Raw genomic sequence first — 18,319 nt, 5'->3', positions numbered from 1 at the left:
CCTTGAAACTTGATTACAGGGTATCCTGATCCATGTGTCAAACGATGATGAGCCCCGCGCCGGGGCGGTGCCGGAAGAAGTGGTGCAGGCGGCTCTGCGGGCCTCGCGCGACCGGGGAGTGCCCGTCGCCGACGTCCCGCTGATCACCGTCGCGGAGGAGGCGGGAGTGTCCCGCAGCACCTTGATGCGGCGGCTGGGGGGTACGCGTCGAACTCTCGACGAGGCCGTGCGTGCGAGGGGGGTCGACCCGGGAGGCCAGAAACCGGTCCGGGAGCGCGCAGTGGAAGCCGCAGGGCATCTGATCAGCGGGAACGGGCTGGCCTCAGCCACCCTGGAAAGGGTGGCTGTCGCGGCTCACTGCTCCGTGCACAGCCTGTACGCCGCCTTCGGCGGCCGGGACGAACTGCTCTACGCCGTCTACGAGCGCTACAGCCCGATCCTCGACGTCGAGACCGTTCTCGCCGGTCCGCGCGGCGACCTGCCGGACACGGTCCGTGCGATCTACCGCGCACTGGTCGACGCGCTGGATCGCGAGCCGCGCGTTCTGCCGGCCATCATCGCCGACGCTCTCTCCCGCCCCGAGGACCCGGCGGTCCAGGCGATGTACCAGCGCCTGCTGCCCCGCATGCTCGACGGCGTCGGCCGGTGGCTCACGGACGAGATGGCCGCCGGACGGATTCGTGACCTCCCCCTGCTGCCCCTGATGCAGCAGATGACCGGTCCGGTCTTCTTCCACTTCCTGGTACGTCCCGCCACCGAACGCCTGTACAAGGATGAGCTGCCCACGACCGAGGAGACCGTCGAGGTCTTCATGCGGAACTTCATCCGCGCCGTAGCTACGTCTCCCGAGTCCTGATCACCACCCACCGTCCGGCGCGGCGGACCTGCCGCCGATGCCCGGACCGTTGGATACGTGCCGCATTTGAGCGCGGCAGCCGCCTCCTCGGTGCCCTTGGGCGGCGCGGAGGCGGGCGTGCCGCCCGGGAGAGTGAGGCGCCGGTGGTGGGCCCGCTCGCCGGTTCCCCTCCCCGGCTCGGCGGGCGGGACGTCTCGTCGTAGGGGTGCCCGGCCGCTTGGTTGCTGTCAGAGGGTGATGACGGTTTTGCCGTGCAGCGTGCCCTGGTCTGCCTGTGCGTGGATGGCCGGGAGGTCGGCCAGGGGGTGACGGTCGGCGACGTTGATGCGGATCTCCCCGGCGGCCACGCGGTCGAGCAGGGTACTGAGCTGGGCGGCGTCTCTGCGGACGGCCATGCGGACGACCTGGACGCCGCGGCCGGATTCGGCGGAAGGCGGCGCTGCGCCGGGCGACGCGGGCCCTTTCCGGCCGGGCGCACCGCGTGCGGGACCGGTCCTGCTTCAGTCGTGCGTCTGTCCGGTCAGGTACTGCTGGACGGCGGGCGTCACGCGGTGGACGAGTTCGTCCCGGTCCATGCCGGCCAGCGGTTCGACCTCGATCACGTAGCGGGCGACAGCGACCCCCAGCAGATGCGACACGGCCAGCGCGACACCCTTCGCACGGTCCGTGTCCGCATTCGTGCCGAGCACTCTCTCCTGCAATTGCGTACCGAAGGACTCGCGCAACATGCCCATGGCCTTGGGCGAGGTGATGGCGGAGCGGAAAACCACGACGGTGGTCGGCCCGGCTTCCGGTGATTCCCACAGCTCGAAGTAGGCGCGCGCCAGGCGTTCGCCGACACCGTCCGGGGTGCCGCGCAAGGCGGTGGCGAGTTGGTCGGGGGCGGTGGTCCCGGCGGCGAGCGTGGCCGCGATCAGACCGTTCTTGTCGCCGAAGAAGTGCCTGATCAGCCCTGTGTCCACCCCGGCCCGTGCGGCGATGGCCCGCATGGAGGCGCCGCTGTGACCATGCTGGGCGAAGCCAGCGGCGGAAGGCGGCGAACACGTCGATCAGCTCGCGGGCGCTCCGCGGTCGGCGAGGGCGCGGACCTTAATCCCGATCACGTCCTCTTCTGCGAGGACGGGCCCATACGGGGTCTGGGCGACCGGCCGCCAGAAGTTCTCCTTGAGGACGTCGACTTCGCAGTCCTGTCCGGTGGCCGGGGCGGTCACGGTGAAGCGGGCGGACAGCGGGGCGGTCTCCAGCGCGTGCACCGTCCAGCCGCGGGCTTCCAGACCGGCGTGGAGAGTGGCGGCGATGTCGGCCCTGGGGGCCGGGTTCTCGGTGGCGACATCGAGGTCCTGGCTGGGGCGGCGCAGTGCGGGAGCCAAGCTCAGGTTGCGGTTATCTCCCGCGGTACTACAAAGGAACCATGCATCTGTCGCCGCAGGAGCAGGAAAAGCTTCTGGTTTGCGTTGCCGCCCAACTCGCCCGCAGTCGGCTGGAGCGGGGGGTTCGGCTGAATTACCCGGAAGCGATCGCGCTGATCACCGAGCACGTCGTCGAGGGAGCTCGTGAGGGGCGCAGCGTGTCCGAGCTGATGTCCAGTGGTCGCCACGTTCTCGAACGTGAGCAGGTCATGGAAGGCGTCCCGGAGATGATCGACGACGTCCAGGTCGAGGCGACCTTCCCGGATGGAACCAAGCTGGTCACCGTCCACTCGCCGATCCCCTAGGAGGGCCCGTGCTGCCAGGAGAGATCATTCCCGCGGACGAAGCCGTGCCGTTGAACCCCGGACGTGTCCGCACGCGGATCCGCGTGGTGAACCCCGCGGACCGACCGGTGCAGGTCGGTTCGCACTACCACTTCGCCGCCGTCAATCCTGAGCTGGAGTTCGACCGCCAGGCCGCGTGGGGGCACCGACTGGACATTCCGGCCGGTACCGCCGTGCGCTTCGAGCCCGGCGTCGAGCGGGAGGTGACGCTGGTCCCCATCGCCGGGCTCCGCAGGATCCGGGGGCTGCGCCTGGAATGGGCCGGTGACCTGGACAGCCGGGACCACCAACCGACCGAATTCGCCTATGGACGCAAGGGTGAAGGGCACCAATGACCTCGGAAGAGAACACGCCGCAGATGGAGCGCGCACGCTACGTCGAGTTGTTCGGCCCTACTACGGGCGACCGAGTGCGCCTGGCCGACACCGACCTGTTCATCGAGGTCACCGAGGATCGCAGCCTGGGGCCGGGCGGTTCCGGCGACGAGTCCGTGTTCGGCGGCGGCAAGGTGGTCCGCGAGTCGATGGGGCAGTCGATGGCGATCCGTGCCGAGGGCACGCCGGACGTGGTCATCACCGGTGCTGTGATCCTGGACCACTGGGGGGTGGTCAAGGCCGATGTCGGCATCCGCGACGGACGCATTGCCGGCATCGGCAAGGCAGGTAACCCGAACGCCGCCGATGGTGTCGATCCGGCGCTGGTGATCGGTCCGTCGACGGAGATCATCGCGGGAAACGGCCGGATCCTCACCGCCGGGGCGATCGACTGCCACGTTCACTTCATCGATCCCCGATCGATCGACGTCGCGCTGGCTTCGGGAACGACGACATTGATCGGTGGCGGTACCGGGCCGGCAGACGGGTCCAGGGCGACCACGGTGTCCCCGGGCGACTGGAACATCGGGCGTATGCTGCAGGCCCTCGACGGCGTCCCGATGAACATCCTGCTGCTCGGCAAGGGCAACACCATGCGCCGCGAGGCACTGACCGAGCAGCTGCGCGGGGGCGCCGGGGGCCTGAAGCTGCACGAGGACTGGGGATGCACCCCGGCGGTGATCGACAACGCCTTGCGCATCGCCGAGGAAACCGGTGTGCAGGTCGCGATCCACACCGACACCCTCAACGAGTCCGGCTTCCTCGAGTCCACCCTGGAGGCCATCAACGGCCGGTCGATCAACGCGTTCCACGCCGAGGGCGCCGGCGGAGGGCACGCACCGGACATCATCCGGGTCGCCTCCGAGCCGTACATCCTTCCGTCGTCGACGAACCCGACCCTCCCGCACACCGTGAACACGATCGACGAGCACCTCGACATGCTCATGGTGTGCCATCACCTGAAGCCGTCGATTCCGGAAGACCTGGCCTTCGCCGAAAGCCGTATCCGACCGACCACGATCGCTGCCGAGGACGTGCTGCACGACGTGGGCGCGATCTCCATGGTCAGTTCCGACGCGCAGGCCATGGGGCGCATCGGCGAGGTCGTCATGCGCACCTGGCAGACCGCGCACGCCATGAAACGGCGTCGGGGTTCGCTTCCGGGCGACAACCGCGCGGACAACATGCGCGCCCGCCGGTACATCGCCAAATACACGATCAACCCGGCGATCACGCACGGCATCCAGGACGCGGTCGGTTCGGTCGAAGTCGGCAAAATCGCCGACCTGGTGCTGTGGGAACCGAAGTTCTTCGGTGTCAAGCCCCACATGGTCCTCAAGGGCGGGTTCGCCGCGCGGGCCGCGCTGGGCGATGCCAACGCCTCGATCCCCACACCGCAGCCGGTGCTCTCGCGTCCTGTGCACGGGTCGAACCTGAAGGCGGCTGCGGCGAGCAGCGTGCACTTCGTCGCCCCCATAGCGCTGGACGCCGAGCTTCCCGAACGGCTGCGTCTGTTCCGTAGGCTCATCGGTGTCACCAGCACCCGCTCAACCACCAAGGCCGACCTGCCGCTCAACGACGCCACCCCGGAGATCCGGGTGGACCCGGACAGTTTCGCGGTGCGCATCGACGGGGAACTCGTCGAACCGGATCCGGTCTCGGAGCTGCCGATGGCGCAACGCTACTTCCTGTTCTGACCATGTCGTGCTCGCTGGCCATGCTGGCCCTTGCCGACGCTCGCTTTCCAGGCGGTGGCCACGTGCACTCGGGCGGGGTGGAGGAAGCCGTCCGCCGAGGTCTGGTCACCGGCCCCGAAGACCTGCGGGAGTTCCTGTTCGGACGGCTACAGGGCGCAGGTCGCGTGGCCGCGGTGTTCGCCGCCGCCGCCGCTCACGCAGCCGACGCGGGAGCCGACGGCCGGCACTGGCAGAGGCTGGACTCCGAGATCGACGCGCGCACGCCGTCCCCCGCGCAGCGCGAGGCGTCCCGCGCGCAGGGGCGCGGGACCGCGCGCGCCGGTCGTGTCGCCTGGCCCTCGGCAGCGCTTGACGCGTTGCTGGCGGTGTCCACGAGACCACATCACCCGGCTGTCATCGGCGCTCTGATGGGGGGCGCGCGTGCGGGCACACCGCGGGAGGCCGCCGCTGTGGCGGCGTACCTGTCGATCAGCGGCCCCGCCTCGGCCGCTGTGCGGCTGCTGGGCCTCGATCCCTTCGCCGCGAACGCCTCCGTGGCCGCACTCGGGCCGGATCTCGAACGCATCACCGAGTACGCCGCTTCCGTGGCCGGGCACGACCCGGCCGCTCTCCCCGCGATGGGCGCTCCCGCACTCGATCTGCTGGCGCAGGCCCACCAACGACACCATCGAGACGAGGTGCGACTCTTTGCCAGCTGACCACAACCACCAGCACGACCACGACCACCGGCATCCGGTGAACTTCGATCCGACCGCGCCGGAACCAGACCCTTTCGGCTCTGCGCCCACCGCAGGACGCCCACTCCGCATCGGGCTGGGCGGTCCGGTCGGAAGCGGGAAAACCGCACTGGTCGCCGCCCTGTGCCGCTCCCTCGGTGCCGATGTCGACCTCGCTGTGGTGACCAACGACATCTACACGACCGAGGACGCGGACTTCCTGCGGCGTGCCGGTGTCCTTGACCCGGACCGGATCGAGGCCGTGCAGACCGGGGCCTGCCCGCACACCGCGATCCGCGACGACATCACGGCCAACCTCGACGCCGTCGAACGCCTGGAGCAGCGCCACTCCGGTTTGCGCCTGATCCTGATCGAGAGTGGCGGCGACAACCTGACGGCCGTGTTCAGCCGTGGGCTGGCCGACGCCCAGATCTTCGTCGTGGACGTCGCCGGAGGTGACAAAGTGCCGCGCAAGGGCGGTCCCGGCGTGACCACGGCCGACCTGTTGGTCATCAACAAGATCGACCTGGCTGAGCGGGTCGGTGCGGACATGACGGTCATGACCGCCGACGCGCACCGGATGCGCGGCGGGCTTCCGGTGATCACCCAATCGCTGACCGACACCCCCGAAGCGCCCGAGGTGACGGCCTGGGTCCGAGAGCAGTTGGCACGATGAAGGCCCGCGCGCAGCTGGCCGTGGAGCTCGACTCGCGGGGCCGCAGCGTCGTCCGGGAGCTGACCTCGGCCTCGCCGCTGACCCTGATGCCCCGGCGCGGGGCCGTCCGACCCGCGCCGGGACCGGCGGATCGGGCGGTGGTGCACCTGGTCAACTCGGTGACGTCCCCACTCGGCGGAGACGAGCTGGACCTGCGGGTGCGGGTCGGAGCGGGCGCGCGCCTGCTGCTGCGCGGTGTCGCCGCCACACTGGTGCTTCCCGGACACCGCCGGGGCAGCAGCCGCAGCGCCGTGCATGTCGAGGTCGCTGAGGGCGGCACCCTCGAATACCTGCCGGAACACACCGTGGTGACCGCTCGCGCCGAGCACGAGGCCGAGTTCCGGGCGGAGCTGGCGCAGGACGCGCTCATGCGCTGCCGCGAGATGCTGGTACTCGGACGCAGCAATGAGCGTCCAGGTGTGCTGCGGACCAGCACGCACATCACGCGCGGTGAAGTACCGCTGGTGCGGCAGACGCTCGAACTCGGAAACCCCCGCCTGGAGGCCAGTGCCGGCTATCTCGCCGGGTCGCGGGTCGTGGCCACCGAAACCGTGGTCTGGAAGAACGACCCGGTGGAGCCGACGAGCGGCGAGTGGTGGTCGTTGACCCCGCTGGCCGCCGGCGGGGCGACGGCCAGCGCCCTGGCTCCCGACGCGGTGACCGCGCGATACCGGCTGGCCGAAGCCCTCCGGACGCACCCGGACGGGAAGGAGCTCACGGAGGAGCACTGGTGAGCACGAAGACACCCCCACCGGAACCTCGCAACGCCCTCGGCCCCGAAGCACTGCGGGGGCTCCCCCGCGGAGTCGCGCAGGTGTACCTGCAGAACAACACGCTCACCGGCGTGCTGTTTCTGGTGGGGCTGTTCGTCTCCGGCCCGGTCGCCGGGGGGAGCGCACTGCTCGGAAGCGCGGTGGGGATCGTTACCGCCGTGCTGTTGCGGGTACCGGCCGAGCGGATCGGACAGGGCCTCTACGGCTTCAATGCCGTCCTGGTCGCCCTGGGAGCCGCCGGCTCGTTCCGTCCACTGTGGCTCACCTTGCTCGTCGCTGTCGGGGGCGCGGTGGTGGCCACGCTGCTCACGCACATCGCCCAGTACTTTCTGCGCGTACCGGCCTACACCGCGCCCTTCGTGTTCACCTACTGGCTACTGGAGTACCTGCATGAGTCCAGGCACTGGCCTTCGGTACCACCGTCCCACCCGACGCTCGGACTGGGCATCTTCGCCAGTGGGGCCGAGGTCTTCCTCGTGACGGGTCTGCTGCCGGGCCTGTTCATCCTTGCCGGACTCGCGGTTTCACGGTGGACCCTGGCAGTGGGAGCCTTCGCAGCCGCACTGACCACGTACGGAATCGTGCAGGGAGTCCCGCTGTTCCCGGCCAACGAGATCACCACCGGCGTCTACGGCTTCAACGCCGTGCTCGTCACGGTGGGCATGCTCAGCACCGGCAGAGGATGGCGAGCATGCGTCCTCGCCGTTCCCGCGGTGCTGCTGCTGCAGGCCGGGATCGAAGCGGTCGGACTCACTCCGGCCACGTTTCCCTTCGTCCTGGCGATGTGGTGTGCCGACCTCTGGCGTGCTCGCTCGGAGCACGAGAAGTAACCGAGCGCAAGCCGACTCGGCGATGCTGGAGTCGCTGGTGGCGTGGTGCCCGCGGGCGCGGACGCAGGCTGGCACTGCGGGCCCGTCAGACTCAGGGCATCCGGATCCGCGTCATCGAGGCCTAGGTCACCGTCATTCCCGAACACGGCGGGCCCCGCACCGAGCCCGGGCCTTGACCCCGACGTCACCTGATGACCGCACACGACCACCGAGCCGGGATGACCGTCCGCTTAGCCCTCTGGGACCGGATCACCGGCGTCACCGGCCTGCCCGCCGTAGTCTGAGCCGCTGTCACCACCGAAGCCGAAACGCGCCGACCGGCTCACACCCTCGAGCACTCGCTCAACCTGACAACGCCCCCACAGATCACCGGCGGAGTCGACACCCACGGCCCGACCCACCACGCCGCCGTGATCCGCCACGCAGCGTGACCACCGATTACGGTACAGAGCCGATGGAGGCTGGACAGGCCCGGCTTGCCACCGAGGGCTTCGAGTCGCGCCGGGAACGGCCCGGAACAACAATGAGCAGGGAAGGAGGGCGGCCATGGCTGAGATCGTCACACAGGTCCAGGTCGAGGGCACCTTCGACGACGGCACCCAGCTGGTGACCTGCGGCAACCCGATCTCCCGCACCCCGAAGGACACGTCGCAGTAGCGGTCCCGCCAACACGCATCCGGTCAACGAAAGACAGTGACGACCATGATCGTGGGCCCAGACGTTCCTCGCCGACAGCCCCGTGCAGATCAACGCCGGACGCCGCACCACGCGACTGTTGGTGCGCAGTCGGCGAGGGCGACAAGATCCCCCGCAAACGTGGGCCGGGTATCACCGACTCCGACCTGCTGATGATCAACAAGGTGGACATCGCGCCGTATGCGCGTGCCGACATCGCGGTGATGCGACGCGACGCCGCCCGATTCCGCGGTAACCGGCCATGCGTACTCACCGACTGTCTGAGCGGGCGCGGGGTGCGGGCGGTCGCCGGCCATCTCACCAGCATGTTCCGTGGACGGCCGGCGTGAGCATCACCGCACGGCACCAGGACGAAGCGCCAGACTGGGTCGGGCGGATCCAGCCACCACCGGCGTTTTCCGTGTTCGAGGGTCCGGTGGACAACCTGCCGGTCGGCAGCACGGGCAAGGCCGGGGTGCTCGACGTCGAGCCGGCCGACATCGAGGGTGTCACCGGGATCCGCCGCCGGTACAGCAGTGGTCCGCTGTGCCTGCTGCATCCGCTCCACCTGGACCCGCACCGCCCGGGCATGGCGTTTCCCCACACCACCCAACCGGGTGGCGGCCTGCTGCAGGGCGGCCGGTATCGGTCGGCCGCCCGCTGCGGGCCGGGCACATCGACGCACCTCACCTCACAGGCCGCCACGAAGTTGTATCGAATGGACCACAACCACGCCGCCCGGACTGTCGATCTCACCGCCGATGCGGACGCGTTCTGTGAGTACCCGCCCGACCCGCTCATACCGTTCCGGGGTCTCGCTTCTACCAGCGCATCCGCGTCACCGCCGACCCTTCGGCCACGGTCATTCCCGGCGAGGCCGTGCTTCCCGGCCGGGTCGCGCGAGGCGGAGAACACACCTACACCTTGTTGCACACCGACCTGGAGGCCAGCCCGCCGGACGGCAGGCTGTTGTTCGCCGACCGAACGCACCTCGCCCCGCCGGAGGCCAACCTGCGCACGGTGTCGCGCCGCTGGGACAGCCTGACTCCCCGCACCACCGGAAAACGATGATCGCACTAGAGGGGAGCACGCACATGCTCTGTCCAGGCCAGGTGCTACGTGCCCGTACTGTCAGCGAACACTGGGCCCCTCACTGGGCGCCGGCCTGCCGAGACTGACCCGAGGGGTGTCGCGAAATGGCCGCGTTCTGGATCGCGCTGGGCATCGTGGTGCTCGGGGCGGGGCTGGTCGACTTGTTCCTGACGTCGTTGAACTACGACGAGGCCGGGTTTCTGGCGACCCGGCTGTGTGCCCTGCAGTGGCGGGTAATGCGCCGGGCCACCCGCCGGATGCCGCGCCGGTGGCGGCCCGCCGCGCTGCGGCAGGCCACCGGGTTGCAGATCGCGACGAGCCTGCTGGCCTGGCTGTTGTGCATCGTGCTCGGGTTCGGGTTCATTTACTACGGCCTGACCCCGGGCAACGGCTTCAGTTACGACGGGCGGGGGCTGGGACCGGGCATGTTCAGCGCTCTCCACCTCTCCGCCGCGCAGCTGGCCACCGTGGGCACCTCCCAGATCACGCCGGAGACCGACGTGCTGCGCACGCTGACCATCCTGGAGACAATGAGCGGGCTGGTCCTGGTCACCCTGGCGCTGACCTTCCTGCTGGGTGTCTATCAGGTGGTGCGGGACCTGTCAGCACTGTCGTCGAAGTTGTTCTACGCGGCCGGCACCGAAGACCCGGTCGCCAGCCTGGCCCCGTACTTCCCGCAAGGTCGGGCCACCGGGCTCGACGGCTACCTGGAGAGTCTGCACGACAGCTTCTCCTCCTACACCGACGGACTGCGTCTGCATCACATCACCTACTACTTCCAGAGCGGACGGGACCACTTCTCGCTGCCCTACGCGCTGAACAGACTCGGCGGGATCATCGCCACACTGCGCTGGGGCCTGCCCGCCGACCATCCGGCCGCGCAGCAACCACTGCTCACCCCGCTGACCCTGCACTTCACCCGGTTCGCCGACTACCTGCACCAGCAGCTGCGCTGGCAGAGCACCGACGTGCCCGAGGCCGTGGCATTCGACGCGTTCGCGGCCGCCTACCCCGACGGCAGGGCGGCGGACCGCTGGGTGAACCGCTTCCTGCGGATGGACCGGGAGATGGCCAAACTTGCCGCCCTCGACGGTGCCGAGGACGCGCACCGCGCCTACCAGCGCTACCAGCAGTGGCTGCCGTTCGCTTTCCGGGCGCAGCAACTGGCCGCCGCGGTCGGCCGCGACTTGGACTACCAGCCCCTGCTGCCGGCCCGGCGCGACGAACCACCGCCGCCGACCGGTCGTACCGGCCCAACCCAGCCGATCGGGCACCGGCTGCGCACCGCCACGTATCTGTGGGTGGCGGTGCCCGACCCCGGGCTGACCCGGCTGGCCGGCGCCGCCCGCGCCCTGCTCGCCGTGGTCGCCGCCATCGCCACCATGTACGGCCTGCTGAACGGCCTCGGCCTCGGCGCCACCGCGCTCCCGGTGGCGATGTTCGGCGGGATGGTCGCGATGCAAGCCGCGACCAAGGCGCGGGACGCCACCATCGGCGGGCGCCGGCTGACCACCACCCTGATGGTCCTGCCCGCGGTGGCCGGCGTCGCGATCGGCGCGGCCACGGATCCGGTGCCCGCGGCGGCGGCCGGCGCGCTGGTCGGCGTCGTGTTCTGCGGGGTGTGGGTTCGTCGGTTCGGTGTCCGCTTCGCCGCGCTCGGGCAGCTGGGGTTCATGGCAAGCTACTTCGCGTTGTTGCTGCGGCTGCCCCTGTCGCTGATGCCGTGGCTGACCGTGTCCGCCGCGGTCGGCACGATCTGGGCCTACCTCGCCCGATTCGTGCTGATCCCCGAGCGTCCCGCACAGGTGCTGCGCCGCGGGCTGGTCGCCTTCTCGGGTCGGCTGCTCGACGTGTTCGACCCGCTCATCGACGCGGTGTCGGCCGCCCGCTGGGACCCCGACATCACCCGCCGAGTGCGCGTCGACCTCCGCCAGCTGCACCGGTGCGGGAGATTCCTGGAGGGCCAGCTACGCGCCCTCGCCCCCACGACCGTCGACACCGCGCAGCAGCCCGGCGACCTGCGGCTGCGGCTGTTCGACGTCGAACTCGCCGCCGGACACCTCGCCCGGACAGCCGGCCGTATCGCCCAGACCGGAACCGCGGTACCCATCGTGGTCCGGGCCCGCTTGGCGGGCATGCTCACCGAAGCGCAACAAAACCTACGCAAGACCGCTCACCGCCACCGCGTGACCCGGCCCACGTCGGGAGCCGGCGTCCCCGACGTCACCACACCAGTGCCGGCCCGACCGGGCCTGCCGACGGGCGATACCCGTCGCCTGCACGACGCCATCGAGGAACTGCTCGCGGCCGTCGCCCGCGCCAGTGACTTGCAGACCGCCGTGTTGGCCGACCGCAACGCGACCTGCGGGGAGGTGACCACCGACTCCGTCCCCACCGACCCCGAGCCGCCGCCTGTCACCCCCACCGGTCACCCCCGGCTGAGTTTCACCACGCGACAGGCCATCCAGGCGGCCGTGGCCACCGGCCTGGCCCTGCTGGCCGGCGCGGCCCTCTCCCCCACCCGCCAATACTGGGCGGCCATCGCCGCGTTCGTCGTCTTCGGCGGCACCGATACCTCCGGCCACGCCATCGTCAAGGGCCTGCAACGCATCGCCGGCACCCTGCTCGGCGCGATCATCGGGTTCGCCATCGCCCTGCTCACCGGCGCTGCCCCGGCCGTGGTGCTGCCCCTGGTCGCAGTGTGCGTGTTCGCCGCCATGTACACCGCGCCCATCTCCTACGCCCAGATGGTCTTCTGGATGACCATGCTCATCGCGCTGCTCTACGAATTCCTCGGCAAACTCAACACCCTGGCGATCGAACTGCGAGTCGCCGAAACCATCCTGGGCGCCGTCATCGCGCTGGCCACCGCGACATTCCTGCTGCCCACCCGAACCCGGGAAAAATTCACCACCGACCTGCTGGCCCTGCTGCACACCATCGGCGACATCACCCGGACCGCGCTCACCGGCACACCCGACCGGCACGCCCTCCACCACCAGACAAACACCATGAACCAGAACCTGCGCCGCCTCTATCGAACCGCCACACCATTCCGCCGCGCCGCCGGTGCCCTACGCCGCGACGGCATCGAACGCCAACTTACCGCCCTGTCCGCACTCGCCTACTACACCCGACACCTCTCCGACCCCCGTACCCCGCCACCCCCCGCCGCGCCCCTGGATGAACTGGCCGAGCTCACCGACGACAACCTGCACGCCCTCACCCAAGCCATCACCGGCCACCCCTCCGGCGACACCCACGACCCCGCAGCCATCCTGCCCCCGACCGACGATCCCGCTTCCGGACACCCCACCGTGCGCGACGTCGTACGCATCAACCAGATCATCACCACCCTCACTGCCGACATCACCCCCGACGAACCAGACCCCGACTCCCACCGGGAGTGAAGAGACCCGGCTGGTCGTGCTGCGTGGGACGGCGTGCGGGACGACGGATGCGTTCCCCCGGCTCGGAGGACGCGGGCGGCAACCGTCCTGACGCTCGTTCGACGCCGGGCCTGACGTAGCGTCAGGATGCCCGCCTCCATGGGGGGCGGGCATCCTGCCCTCCGCTTCCAAGCGGCCCCCCGTCCTTGTCTCCGCGGCGGTGTCCACCTCCACCTGGCCAAGCTCACCCGGGAGCTGGTCGTTGTCCGCCGCGCCCACTGCTCCGGCCGGACCACGCCGACTTCGACCGGCACCTGCTCCTTCCCGGGGGAACTTCAGAGTCATCCTTCCGACAGAGATCAAGACGGCGAGTCAATGATCTGCGAGCCCTAGCTCCACGGCGTCGGTACTAGTGGGCCCCGTTCGGGGACGATGCCTACGGCGCGCCGGGAAGCCGGACCGTGACGAGGAGGCCGCCGGCGGGGCGGGGGACGAGGTCGAGGGTCCCGTCGTGGGCGCGGACGATGCTGTGCACGATGGCAAGGCCGAGGCCGACGCCGGCGTGCTCGTCGGTGCGTACGCGTTCCGTTCCGCGCTGGAAGGGTTCGGTGAGGGTCGGTACCAGTTCCGGTGGCACTGGATGGCCCGTGTTCTCGACCCGCAGCACGCTCGTGTCGTGCTGCGCTTCGGTGTGGACCGTCACGGTGCCGCCGGCGGGGAGGTTGTGGACGATGGAGTTCTGGACGAGGTTCGTCACCATCCGCAGCAGGAGCTCCGCGGAGCCGCTGGTCCGTGTCGCTCCGCCGGTGACGTCGAGCGTGATCCCGCGCTGTTCGGCGAGGCGGAGCAGGGTTTCGGCGGCCTCTTCGGCGACTAGGGAGAGGTCGACGCTCTCGCGGGTGACGTTCCCGCGGTCGCTGCGGCTGAGCAGCAGGAGGGCCTCGGTGAGGTCGATCGCGCGCGTATTGACAGTCTGCAGGCGTTCGAAGAGTTCGCCTTGGTCCCGCGTGGGGTCCCTGCGGGCGACGTCGAGCAGCGTCTGCGAGATGGCCAGCGGGGTGCGCAGTTCGTGGGAGGCGTTCGCGGCGAACCTCTGCTGCTCGGCGATGTGCGAATCGAGTTGTTCGAGCATGCTGTCGAACGCGTCGGCGAGTTCACGGAATTCGTCCTGGCGGCCTTCCACGCGGATCCGGTGGGACAGCGATCCGTTGCCGACCATCCGTGCCGCGGCCGTGATCTGTGTGAGCGGTGCGAGCATCCGGCCGGCGAGGACCCATCCCCCGACGAGGCCGAACACGAGCAGGAAGGCCATCGCCACGGCCGCGGCGGGGGCGAAGGTGCGCACAAGGAGGTAGCGGTTGGGCGCGATCCCGAGAAGGCCCTTGGGGCTGTCGGGTACGTAGCGCAGCAGGAACACCCACACCACGGCCAGCAGGAGAGCGCCGGCGACGGCGAGGAACCCGGCGTAGCTGAGGGTGAGTTTCAGTCGGACGCTGAGCCCTGGGCGTCTATGCATGCGTCCTGCCGGGGCGGGTGGTGTCGGGGCCGGTGTCGATGCGGTAGCCGACACCCGGCACCGTGGCGATGATCCATGGTTCGCCGAGCCGTTTGCGCAATGCGGAGACGGTGATGCGGACGGCGTTGGTGAAGGGGTCGGCGTTCTCGTCCCAGGCCCGCTCCAGCAGCTCTTCGGCGCTGACGACACCGCCTTCGGCGACGACGAGGACTTCGAGCACGGCGAACTGTTTGCGGGTGAGCGCGACGTAGCGTCCGTCGCGGAAGACCTCCCGGCGGAAGGGGTCGAGGCGCAGGCCCGCGATCTCGCGGACCGGGGGCCGGACGTACGCGCGCCTGCGGTCGAGCGCCCGCAGCCGCATGACGAGCTCCCGCAGCTCGAACGGCTTGGTGAGGTAGTCGTCGGCACCGAGCTCGAACCCGGAGGCCTTGTCGTCGATCCGGTCGGCAGCGGTGAGCATGAGGATCGGGATGCCGCTGCCTGAGGCGACGATGCGCCGGGCGACCTCGTCGCCGGAGGGGCCGGGGATGTCGCGGTCGAGGACCGCGAGGTCGTAGGAGTTGACGCTCAGCAGTTTCAGGGCGGAGTCGCCGTCGCCGGCGATGTCGGCGGCGATCGCCTCCAGCCGCAGACCGTCACGGACGGCTTCGGCCAGGTAGTGCTCGTCCTCCACGATCAGTACGCGCATGTCTGAAGCCTAAGCAGCACAACATATCGCCGACGTATGCAAAGACGTGTGCGCATCGGACACGCGACTCAGCCTGCCGGTGTCGGCACCGGCGCGGGGCGAGGCTGGTCCGACGGCGCTTTTGCCGTAGTGCGCCACCAGCGGCGCGACGCCAGCGCGGCCAGCACGGCGCCGGCGGCGTTGACCAGTACGTCGTCCACGGAGGACACCCGGTCCAGCCGCAGGACGTACTGTGCGGTTTCGACCAGGACCGAGCAGCCCGCCCCGAGCGCCAGGATCCGCGGCACGGACGCCAGCGCCGCGAACCGCATCGGGGCGAAGAACCCCAGCGCCGCGAAGATCAGCAGGTTGCCGACGATCCCAAGCGGTCCCATCGTGAGCAGGTCCCGCAGCGGTACCAGGCTCACCCGGCCGGGGACGGTGCCGGCCCCGGCGCCCGGCATCATGGTCATCCATATGAACGGCACCGTCCCGTGGACCATGCCCACCTCGGCCAGCGACATCCGCCACGCCGATGTGACGCCGGCGGCACGCCGACGGCGCGCCAGAGCCCACACCACCAGCGCGGCCAACGGCAGCGCGACCAACGTGATGAGCACCACGCCGTTGAACGTGTCGAAGCAACCGTGCCACCGCCCGGCCATGCACATCGGAGCGGACATCATGAGCGGCCGCCGCACGACGAACGCGGCGCTCGCCACGCCGAGGATCGCCAGGCCGAGGAGCACGATCCTGCGCGCGCGGCGGGGCGGTGCCGACAGGGATGCGTTGTGGTTCATGCCCCCATGGGAGACGGAGGGCCGTTGCGGTGGCGTATGCGATTTTCGATACGCCCGCGATACACGGAATCCCCGGCATCAAGGAACTGGCGCAAGCCGGCGGTGAGATGGTCCCGCGGCTGGTGATCGCGCCGGCCCAGCTACTGCAGGTGCTGGACGGCTCGTCCGTGGACATCGCACTGCCGAGCATCCAGGACGAGCTCGCCGTCACGCCCGCACATCTGCCCTGGACCGGCACGAAGGATCGAGGCTAGAGGTACGACGTGATCACCACGACCGAGACGAGTTCGCCGGCGGCGGAGCGGCCGAGCCATACCGGCCAAGTCCCGTCGCCCCCCGTGCAGAACGACACCAGGTCGCTTCCGGTCACCTCATCGACGGCACGTATGTGGCCGTCGCTGATGGGCTCGCATGCGCCGTCGTCCTGCTCCTCGTAGTAGCGCCTGACCTTCCCGGACAGCGTCTCCCAGGCCGCGGCGTCCGCGAAGCCGCCGGCCGCCCCGTCGGTGCTGAAGCCGTAGGCGTGGCCGTCGGGGAGCTGGAACTCGTGGCACTGAGGGTGGCGCCATGGGCAGGGGAGTTGTCGCCCACCGAGCGGCTGTACCACCCGCTGTACACGACCTGCGCCGGCAGTGTCGGCGTGACTTGTTCGGATGGTGCACTTCGGCTGTGTCGCTCTTTCCGATGGGGCGTCACCTTACCGGTGGTGCAGGTCGGGTCCCATGGGGCGCGTGGCATTCGTCGGTCACGAGAGGAGCTTGATGGCGCTCTGCCAGTTCAGCGCGAGGGGCTGCTGGATGGCGATGTGCAGGAATCCCATGGCCTCCAGTTCGCGCGCACGCCGCAGTGGGCCGACGTCCAGCGGGCGCATGGCGGCGGAGCGTACGAAATCGGCCACGCTGTCCTTGGCTGCCTGTGAGTCCCCGGCGATGAAGACGTCGAGCGGGGCGCCGTAGCCCTCCCCGGTCTCCAGCAGCGCGGCGAACGTGGTGTTGAACGCTTTGACGACCGGTACGTCCGTGCCCACGTTCTCCTGGATCTGCTCGGCCGCCGAGGTGCCGGGCGGTGTCGACAGCGCGTCCATGGTGGTGAAGTCGACGGGGTTGGAGATGTCGACCAAGACCTGGCCGGAGAGGCCGGCCCGGGCGGACTTCGAGACCTCCAGGGCGGCGTCGTAAGGCAGAGCGAACACGGTCAGCTCAGCCTGCCCGACCGAGGAGGCGTAGGCGACCTCGCCGTCCGGGAAGCGCTGCTTCAGCCCGTCGGCGAGCGGCTGTGCGCTGCCGGCTTTGGGGTTGACGAGGCGTACCGCATGGCCGCCGGTGAGCGCTCGGACGGCAATGCTCCGGCCCATGTTGCCGGTTCCCACGATGTTGATCCTCATGATGGTCCCTTCCGTCTTCGGCATACCGGGCGTGCTCGTGCAGGCGAGGTCGGCACCCGTGCCGCCGATTTCAGGCTTGGAGGTCAACGACGACCTTCACGTCGTCGCTGCCCTTGTGCAGCGCGTCGGCGAAGCCGTTCATCGGTACCCGGCGGGTGATGAGACGGTCCAGCCAGCGCGGGTCAGCCTTGGCGAGAGCGGCGGCGGCCTGTTCGTAGTGGCGGCGGCCGGCGTTGACGGAGCCGAAGACGACGGTGTTCTCCAGCACCATTTCCCGGGCGGTCGCGTCCAGGTCCACGGCAACCCTCCGGCTGCCGGAGGAGATACCGGTCAGGCAGATGACGGCGCCGGCCCCGACTGCTTCCGTCAGTGCGTAGACGAGTGAACCGGCGCCGGTGCATTCGATGACGAGGTCGGGTTCCAGGCCGATGTCCCGGACGTCGCCGGTGTGGAATGTTCCACCGAGGTCGGCGACGAGCTGTGGTTTGGGTCCGCTGTCGTTGAGGTCGAGTACGTGTACTTCCAGGCCGCGTTGGACGCCGAGCATGGCGGCGAACAGGCCGATCGGCCCGGCACCGGTGACGAGGGCGACCTGGGGCTTCCAGGAGGACCGGGCCAGGATGCGTTCGGTCTGTTCCCATGCTTTGGCGAGTACGGAGACGGGCTCGAGCAGGACTCCCCGGTCGCCGAGGGCGGGGTCGAGCTTGACCGCGTACCGCGGTTCACTGCGCCACCGCTGGGACCCGAAGCCGTTCAGCTCTTTGATGCCGCGTTCGGTGTAGAGGCCGTTGCGGCAGAAGTCCCACTCGCCCACCGAACACGGCCCGCAGGGTACGGGGTCGGGGCGTCGCACGATGCCGGCGACCAGGTCTCCCGGCGCGAATCCGCTGTCCCGGGGCGCCTCCAGCACCTTCCCCAGGGATTCGTGCCCGACGAGCAGACGCTCCAGACCGGGCGGCGCCGCACCGTAGCCCTTGCCGACGATGTCGATAGTCTCATTCCTCACCGGACGCACGGCTCCGCGGCCGGTGCGGCCCGTCCTGGCTGCCGATTCGCGCAGGCGGCCGACTCGCAGGCGGCAT

At 69.8% G+C, this 18,319-nt stretch carries 19 protein-coding genes and 3 pseudogenes; 13 read left to right on the top strand and 9 right to left on the bottom strand.

Annotation, left to right across the window (positions count from 1 at the left end; all coding sequences use genetic code 11):
- Positions 1–34: 34 nt before the first annotated feature.
- Complete coding sequence (locus tag ACFPZI_RS20125; protein WP_381364788.1) at positions 35–856, top strand: TetR/AcrR family transcriptional regulator; 822 nt, start codon at positions 35–37, stop codon at positions 854–856.
- Positions 857–1,083: 227 nt separating this feature from the next.
- Here the strand turns inward: ACFPZI_RS20125 and ACFPZI_RS20120 are convergent.
- From ACFPZI_RS20120 to ACFPZI_RS20110, 3 genes and pseudogenes are all read right to left on the bottom strand, one after another.
- Positions 1,084–1,290, bottom strand: a pseudogene (locus tag ACFPZI_RS20120) (zinc-binding dehydrogenase); the annotation flags it as partial.
- 66 nt (positions 1,291–1,356) lie between these two features.
- On the bottom strand, positions 1,357–1,845 hold the full coding sequence (locus tag ACFPZI_RS20115) for a TetR/AcrR family transcriptional regulator (protein ID WP_381364786.1): 489 nt from the start codon (positions 1,843–1,845) through the stop codon (positions 1,357–1,359).
- A 31-nt stretch (positions 1,846–1,876) separates the two neighbouring features.
- Positions 1,877–2,214: pseudogene (locus tag ACFPZI_RS20110) on the bottom strand (hypothetical protein); the annotation flags it as partial.
- Between the two features lie 53 nt (positions 2,215–2,267).
- Here ACFPZI_RS20110 and ACFPZI_RS20105 point away from each other — a divergent pair.
- The 11 genes and pseudogenes from ACFPZI_RS20105 (at position 2,268) to ACFPZI_RS20055 (ending at position 12,891) form a co-directional block, all read left to right on the top strand.
- Positions 2,268–2,570, top strand: coding sequence for an urease subunit gamma (locus tag ACFPZI_RS20105; protein WP_381364784.1), 303 nt, complete (start codon positions 2,268–2,270; stop codon positions 2,568–2,570).
- Between the two features lie 8 nt (positions 2,571–2,578).
- A complete protein-coding gene (locus ACFPZI_RS20100) occupies positions 2,579–2,944 on the top strand; it encodes an urease subunit beta (RefSeq protein WP_381364782.1) in 366 nt (121 codons plus the stop codon).
- Positions 2,941–4,680, top strand: coding sequence for an urease subunit alpha (locus tag ACFPZI_RS20095; RefSeq protein WP_381364781.1), 1,740 nt, complete (start codon positions 2,941–2,943; stop codon positions 4,678–4,680). The genes ACFPZI_RS20100 and ACFPZI_RS20095 overlap by 4 nt, the downstream gene beginning before the upstream one ends.
- Before the next feature lie 2 nt (positions 4,681–4,682).
- Positions 4,683–5,378, top strand: coding sequence for an urease accessory protein UreF (locus ACFPZI_RS20090; RefSeq protein WP_381364780.1), 696 nt, complete (start codon positions 4,683–4,685; stop codon positions 5,376–5,378).
- The gene (ureG, locus tag ACFPZI_RS20085; protein ID WP_381364778.1) at positions 5,368–6,072 is read left to right on the top strand and encodes an urease accessory protein UreG; all 705 of its coding nucleotides are present in this window, start codon (positions 5,368–5,370) and stop codon (positions 6,070–6,072) included. Before ACFPZI_RS20090 ends, ureG begins: the two co-directional genes overlap by 11 nt.
- The gene (locus tag ACFPZI_RS20080; protein WP_381364776.1) at positions 6,069–6,845 is read left to right on the top strand and encodes an urease accessory protein UreD; all 777 of its coding nucleotides are present in this window, start codon (positions 6,069–6,071) and stop codon (positions 6,843–6,845) included. Before ureG ends, ACFPZI_RS20080 begins: the two co-directional genes overlap by 4 nt.
- The gene (locus ACFPZI_RS20075) at positions 6,842–7,714 is read left to right on the top strand and encodes an urea transporter (protein WP_381364774.1); all 873 of its coding nucleotides are present in this window, start codon (positions 6,842–6,844) and stop codon (positions 7,712–7,714) included. Before ACFPZI_RS20080 ends, ACFPZI_RS20075 begins: the two co-directional genes overlap by 4 nt.
- Before the next feature lie 546 nt (positions 7,715–8,260).
- Positions 8,261–8,371: an urease subunit gamma gene (locus tag ACFPZI_RS20070; RefSeq protein ID WP_381364772.1), complete on the top strand. Its 111-nt coding sequence runs from the start codon at positions 8,261–8,263 to the stop codon at positions 8,369–8,371.
- Entirely contained in the window at positions 8,326–8,739 is a 414-nt protein-coding gene (locus ACFPZI_RS20065; RefSeq protein WP_381365002.1) for a GTP-binding protein, read from the top strand. Before ACFPZI_RS20070 ends, ACFPZI_RS20065 begins: the two co-directional genes overlap by 46 nt.
- Positions 8,652–9,460, top strand: a pseudogene (locus tag ACFPZI_RS20060) (urease accessory protein UreD). The gene ACFPZI_RS20065 and the pseudogene ACFPZI_RS20060 overlap by 88 nt, the downstream one beginning before the upstream one ends.
- Before the next feature lie 125 nt (positions 9,461–9,585).
- Positions 9,586–12,891: an FUSC family protein gene (locus ACFPZI_RS20055; protein ID WP_381364770.1), complete on the top strand. Its 3,306-nt coding sequence runs from the start codon at positions 9,586–9,588 to the stop codon at positions 12,889–12,891.
- A gap of 415 nt (positions 12,892–13,306) precedes the next feature.
- Here ACFPZI_RS20055 and ACFPZI_RS20050 read toward each other — a convergent pair whose 3' ends face one another.
- The 3 genes from ACFPZI_RS20050 to ACFPZI_RS20040 form a co-directional block, all read right to left on the bottom strand.
- Positions 13,307–14,386: a sensor histidine kinase gene (locus ACFPZI_RS20050; RefSeq protein ID WP_381364768.1), complete on the bottom strand. Its 1,080-nt coding sequence runs from the start codon at positions 14,384–14,386 to the stop codon at positions 13,307–13,309.
- Positions 14,379–15,074, bottom strand: a complete 696-nt coding sequence (locus ACFPZI_RS20045) for a response regulator transcription factor (protein WP_381364766.1) — start codon at positions 15,072–15,074, stop codon at positions 14,379–14,381. Before ACFPZI_RS20045 ends, ACFPZI_RS20050 begins: the two co-directional genes overlap by 8 nt.
- 68 nt (positions 15,075–15,142) lie before the next feature.
- The gene (locus ACFPZI_RS20040; RefSeq protein WP_381364765.1) at positions 15,143–15,853 is read right to left on the bottom strand and encodes a VanZ family protein; all 711 of its coding nucleotides are present in this window, start codon (positions 15,851–15,853) and stop codon (positions 15,143–15,145) included.
- A 29-nt stretch (positions 15,854–15,882) separates the two neighbouring features.
- Here ACFPZI_RS20040 and ACFPZI_RS20035 point away from each other — a divergent pair, with 29 nt between their 5' ends.
- Positions 15,883–16,107 (top strand): hypothetical protein, encoded by a 225-nt coding sequence (locus ACFPZI_RS20035; protein WP_381364763.1) that lies wholly within the window; start codon positions 15,883–15,885, stop codon positions 16,105–16,107.
- Here the strand turns inward: ACFPZI_RS20035 and ACFPZI_RS20030 are convergent.
- The 3 genes from ACFPZI_RS20030 to ACFPZI_RS20020 all read right to left on the bottom strand — a co-directional run bounded on the left by ACFPZI_RS20030 (position 16,104) and on the right by ACFPZI_RS20020 (position 18,243).
- Positions 16,104–16,460 (bottom strand): DUF4241 domain-containing protein, encoded by a 357-nt coding sequence (locus ACFPZI_RS20030; RefSeq protein WP_381364761.1) that lies wholly within the window; start codon positions 16,458–16,460, stop codon positions 16,104–16,106. The two genes, ACFPZI_RS20035 and ACFPZI_RS20030, sit on opposite strands and share 4 nt — an antisense overlap.
- A gap of 138 nt (positions 16,461–16,598) precedes the next feature.
- Positions 16,599–17,237: an NADPH-dependent F420 reductase gene (locus ACFPZI_RS20025; protein ID WP_381364759.1), complete on the bottom strand. Its 639-nt coding sequence runs from the start codon at positions 17,235–17,237 to the stop codon at positions 16,599–16,601.
- Between the two features lie 70 nt (positions 17,238–17,307).
- Positions 17,308–18,243, bottom strand: coding sequence for an MDR/zinc-dependent alcohol dehydrogenase-like family protein (locus ACFPZI_RS20020; RefSeq protein WP_381364757.1), 936 nt, complete (start codon positions 18,241–18,243; stop codon positions 17,308–17,310).
- Positions 18,244–18,319: the final 76 nt, after the last annotated feature.

The sequence above is a fragment of the Streptomyces chlorus genome (assembly GCF_042655885.1).
Classification (GTDB): Bacteria; Actinomycetota; Actinomycetes; order Streptomycetales; family Streptomycetaceae; genus Streptomyces; species Streptomyces chlorus.
The sequence above is the reverse complement of the archived record's forward strand: the minus strand, read 5'-3'. Positions and strand labels throughout refer to the sequence as shown.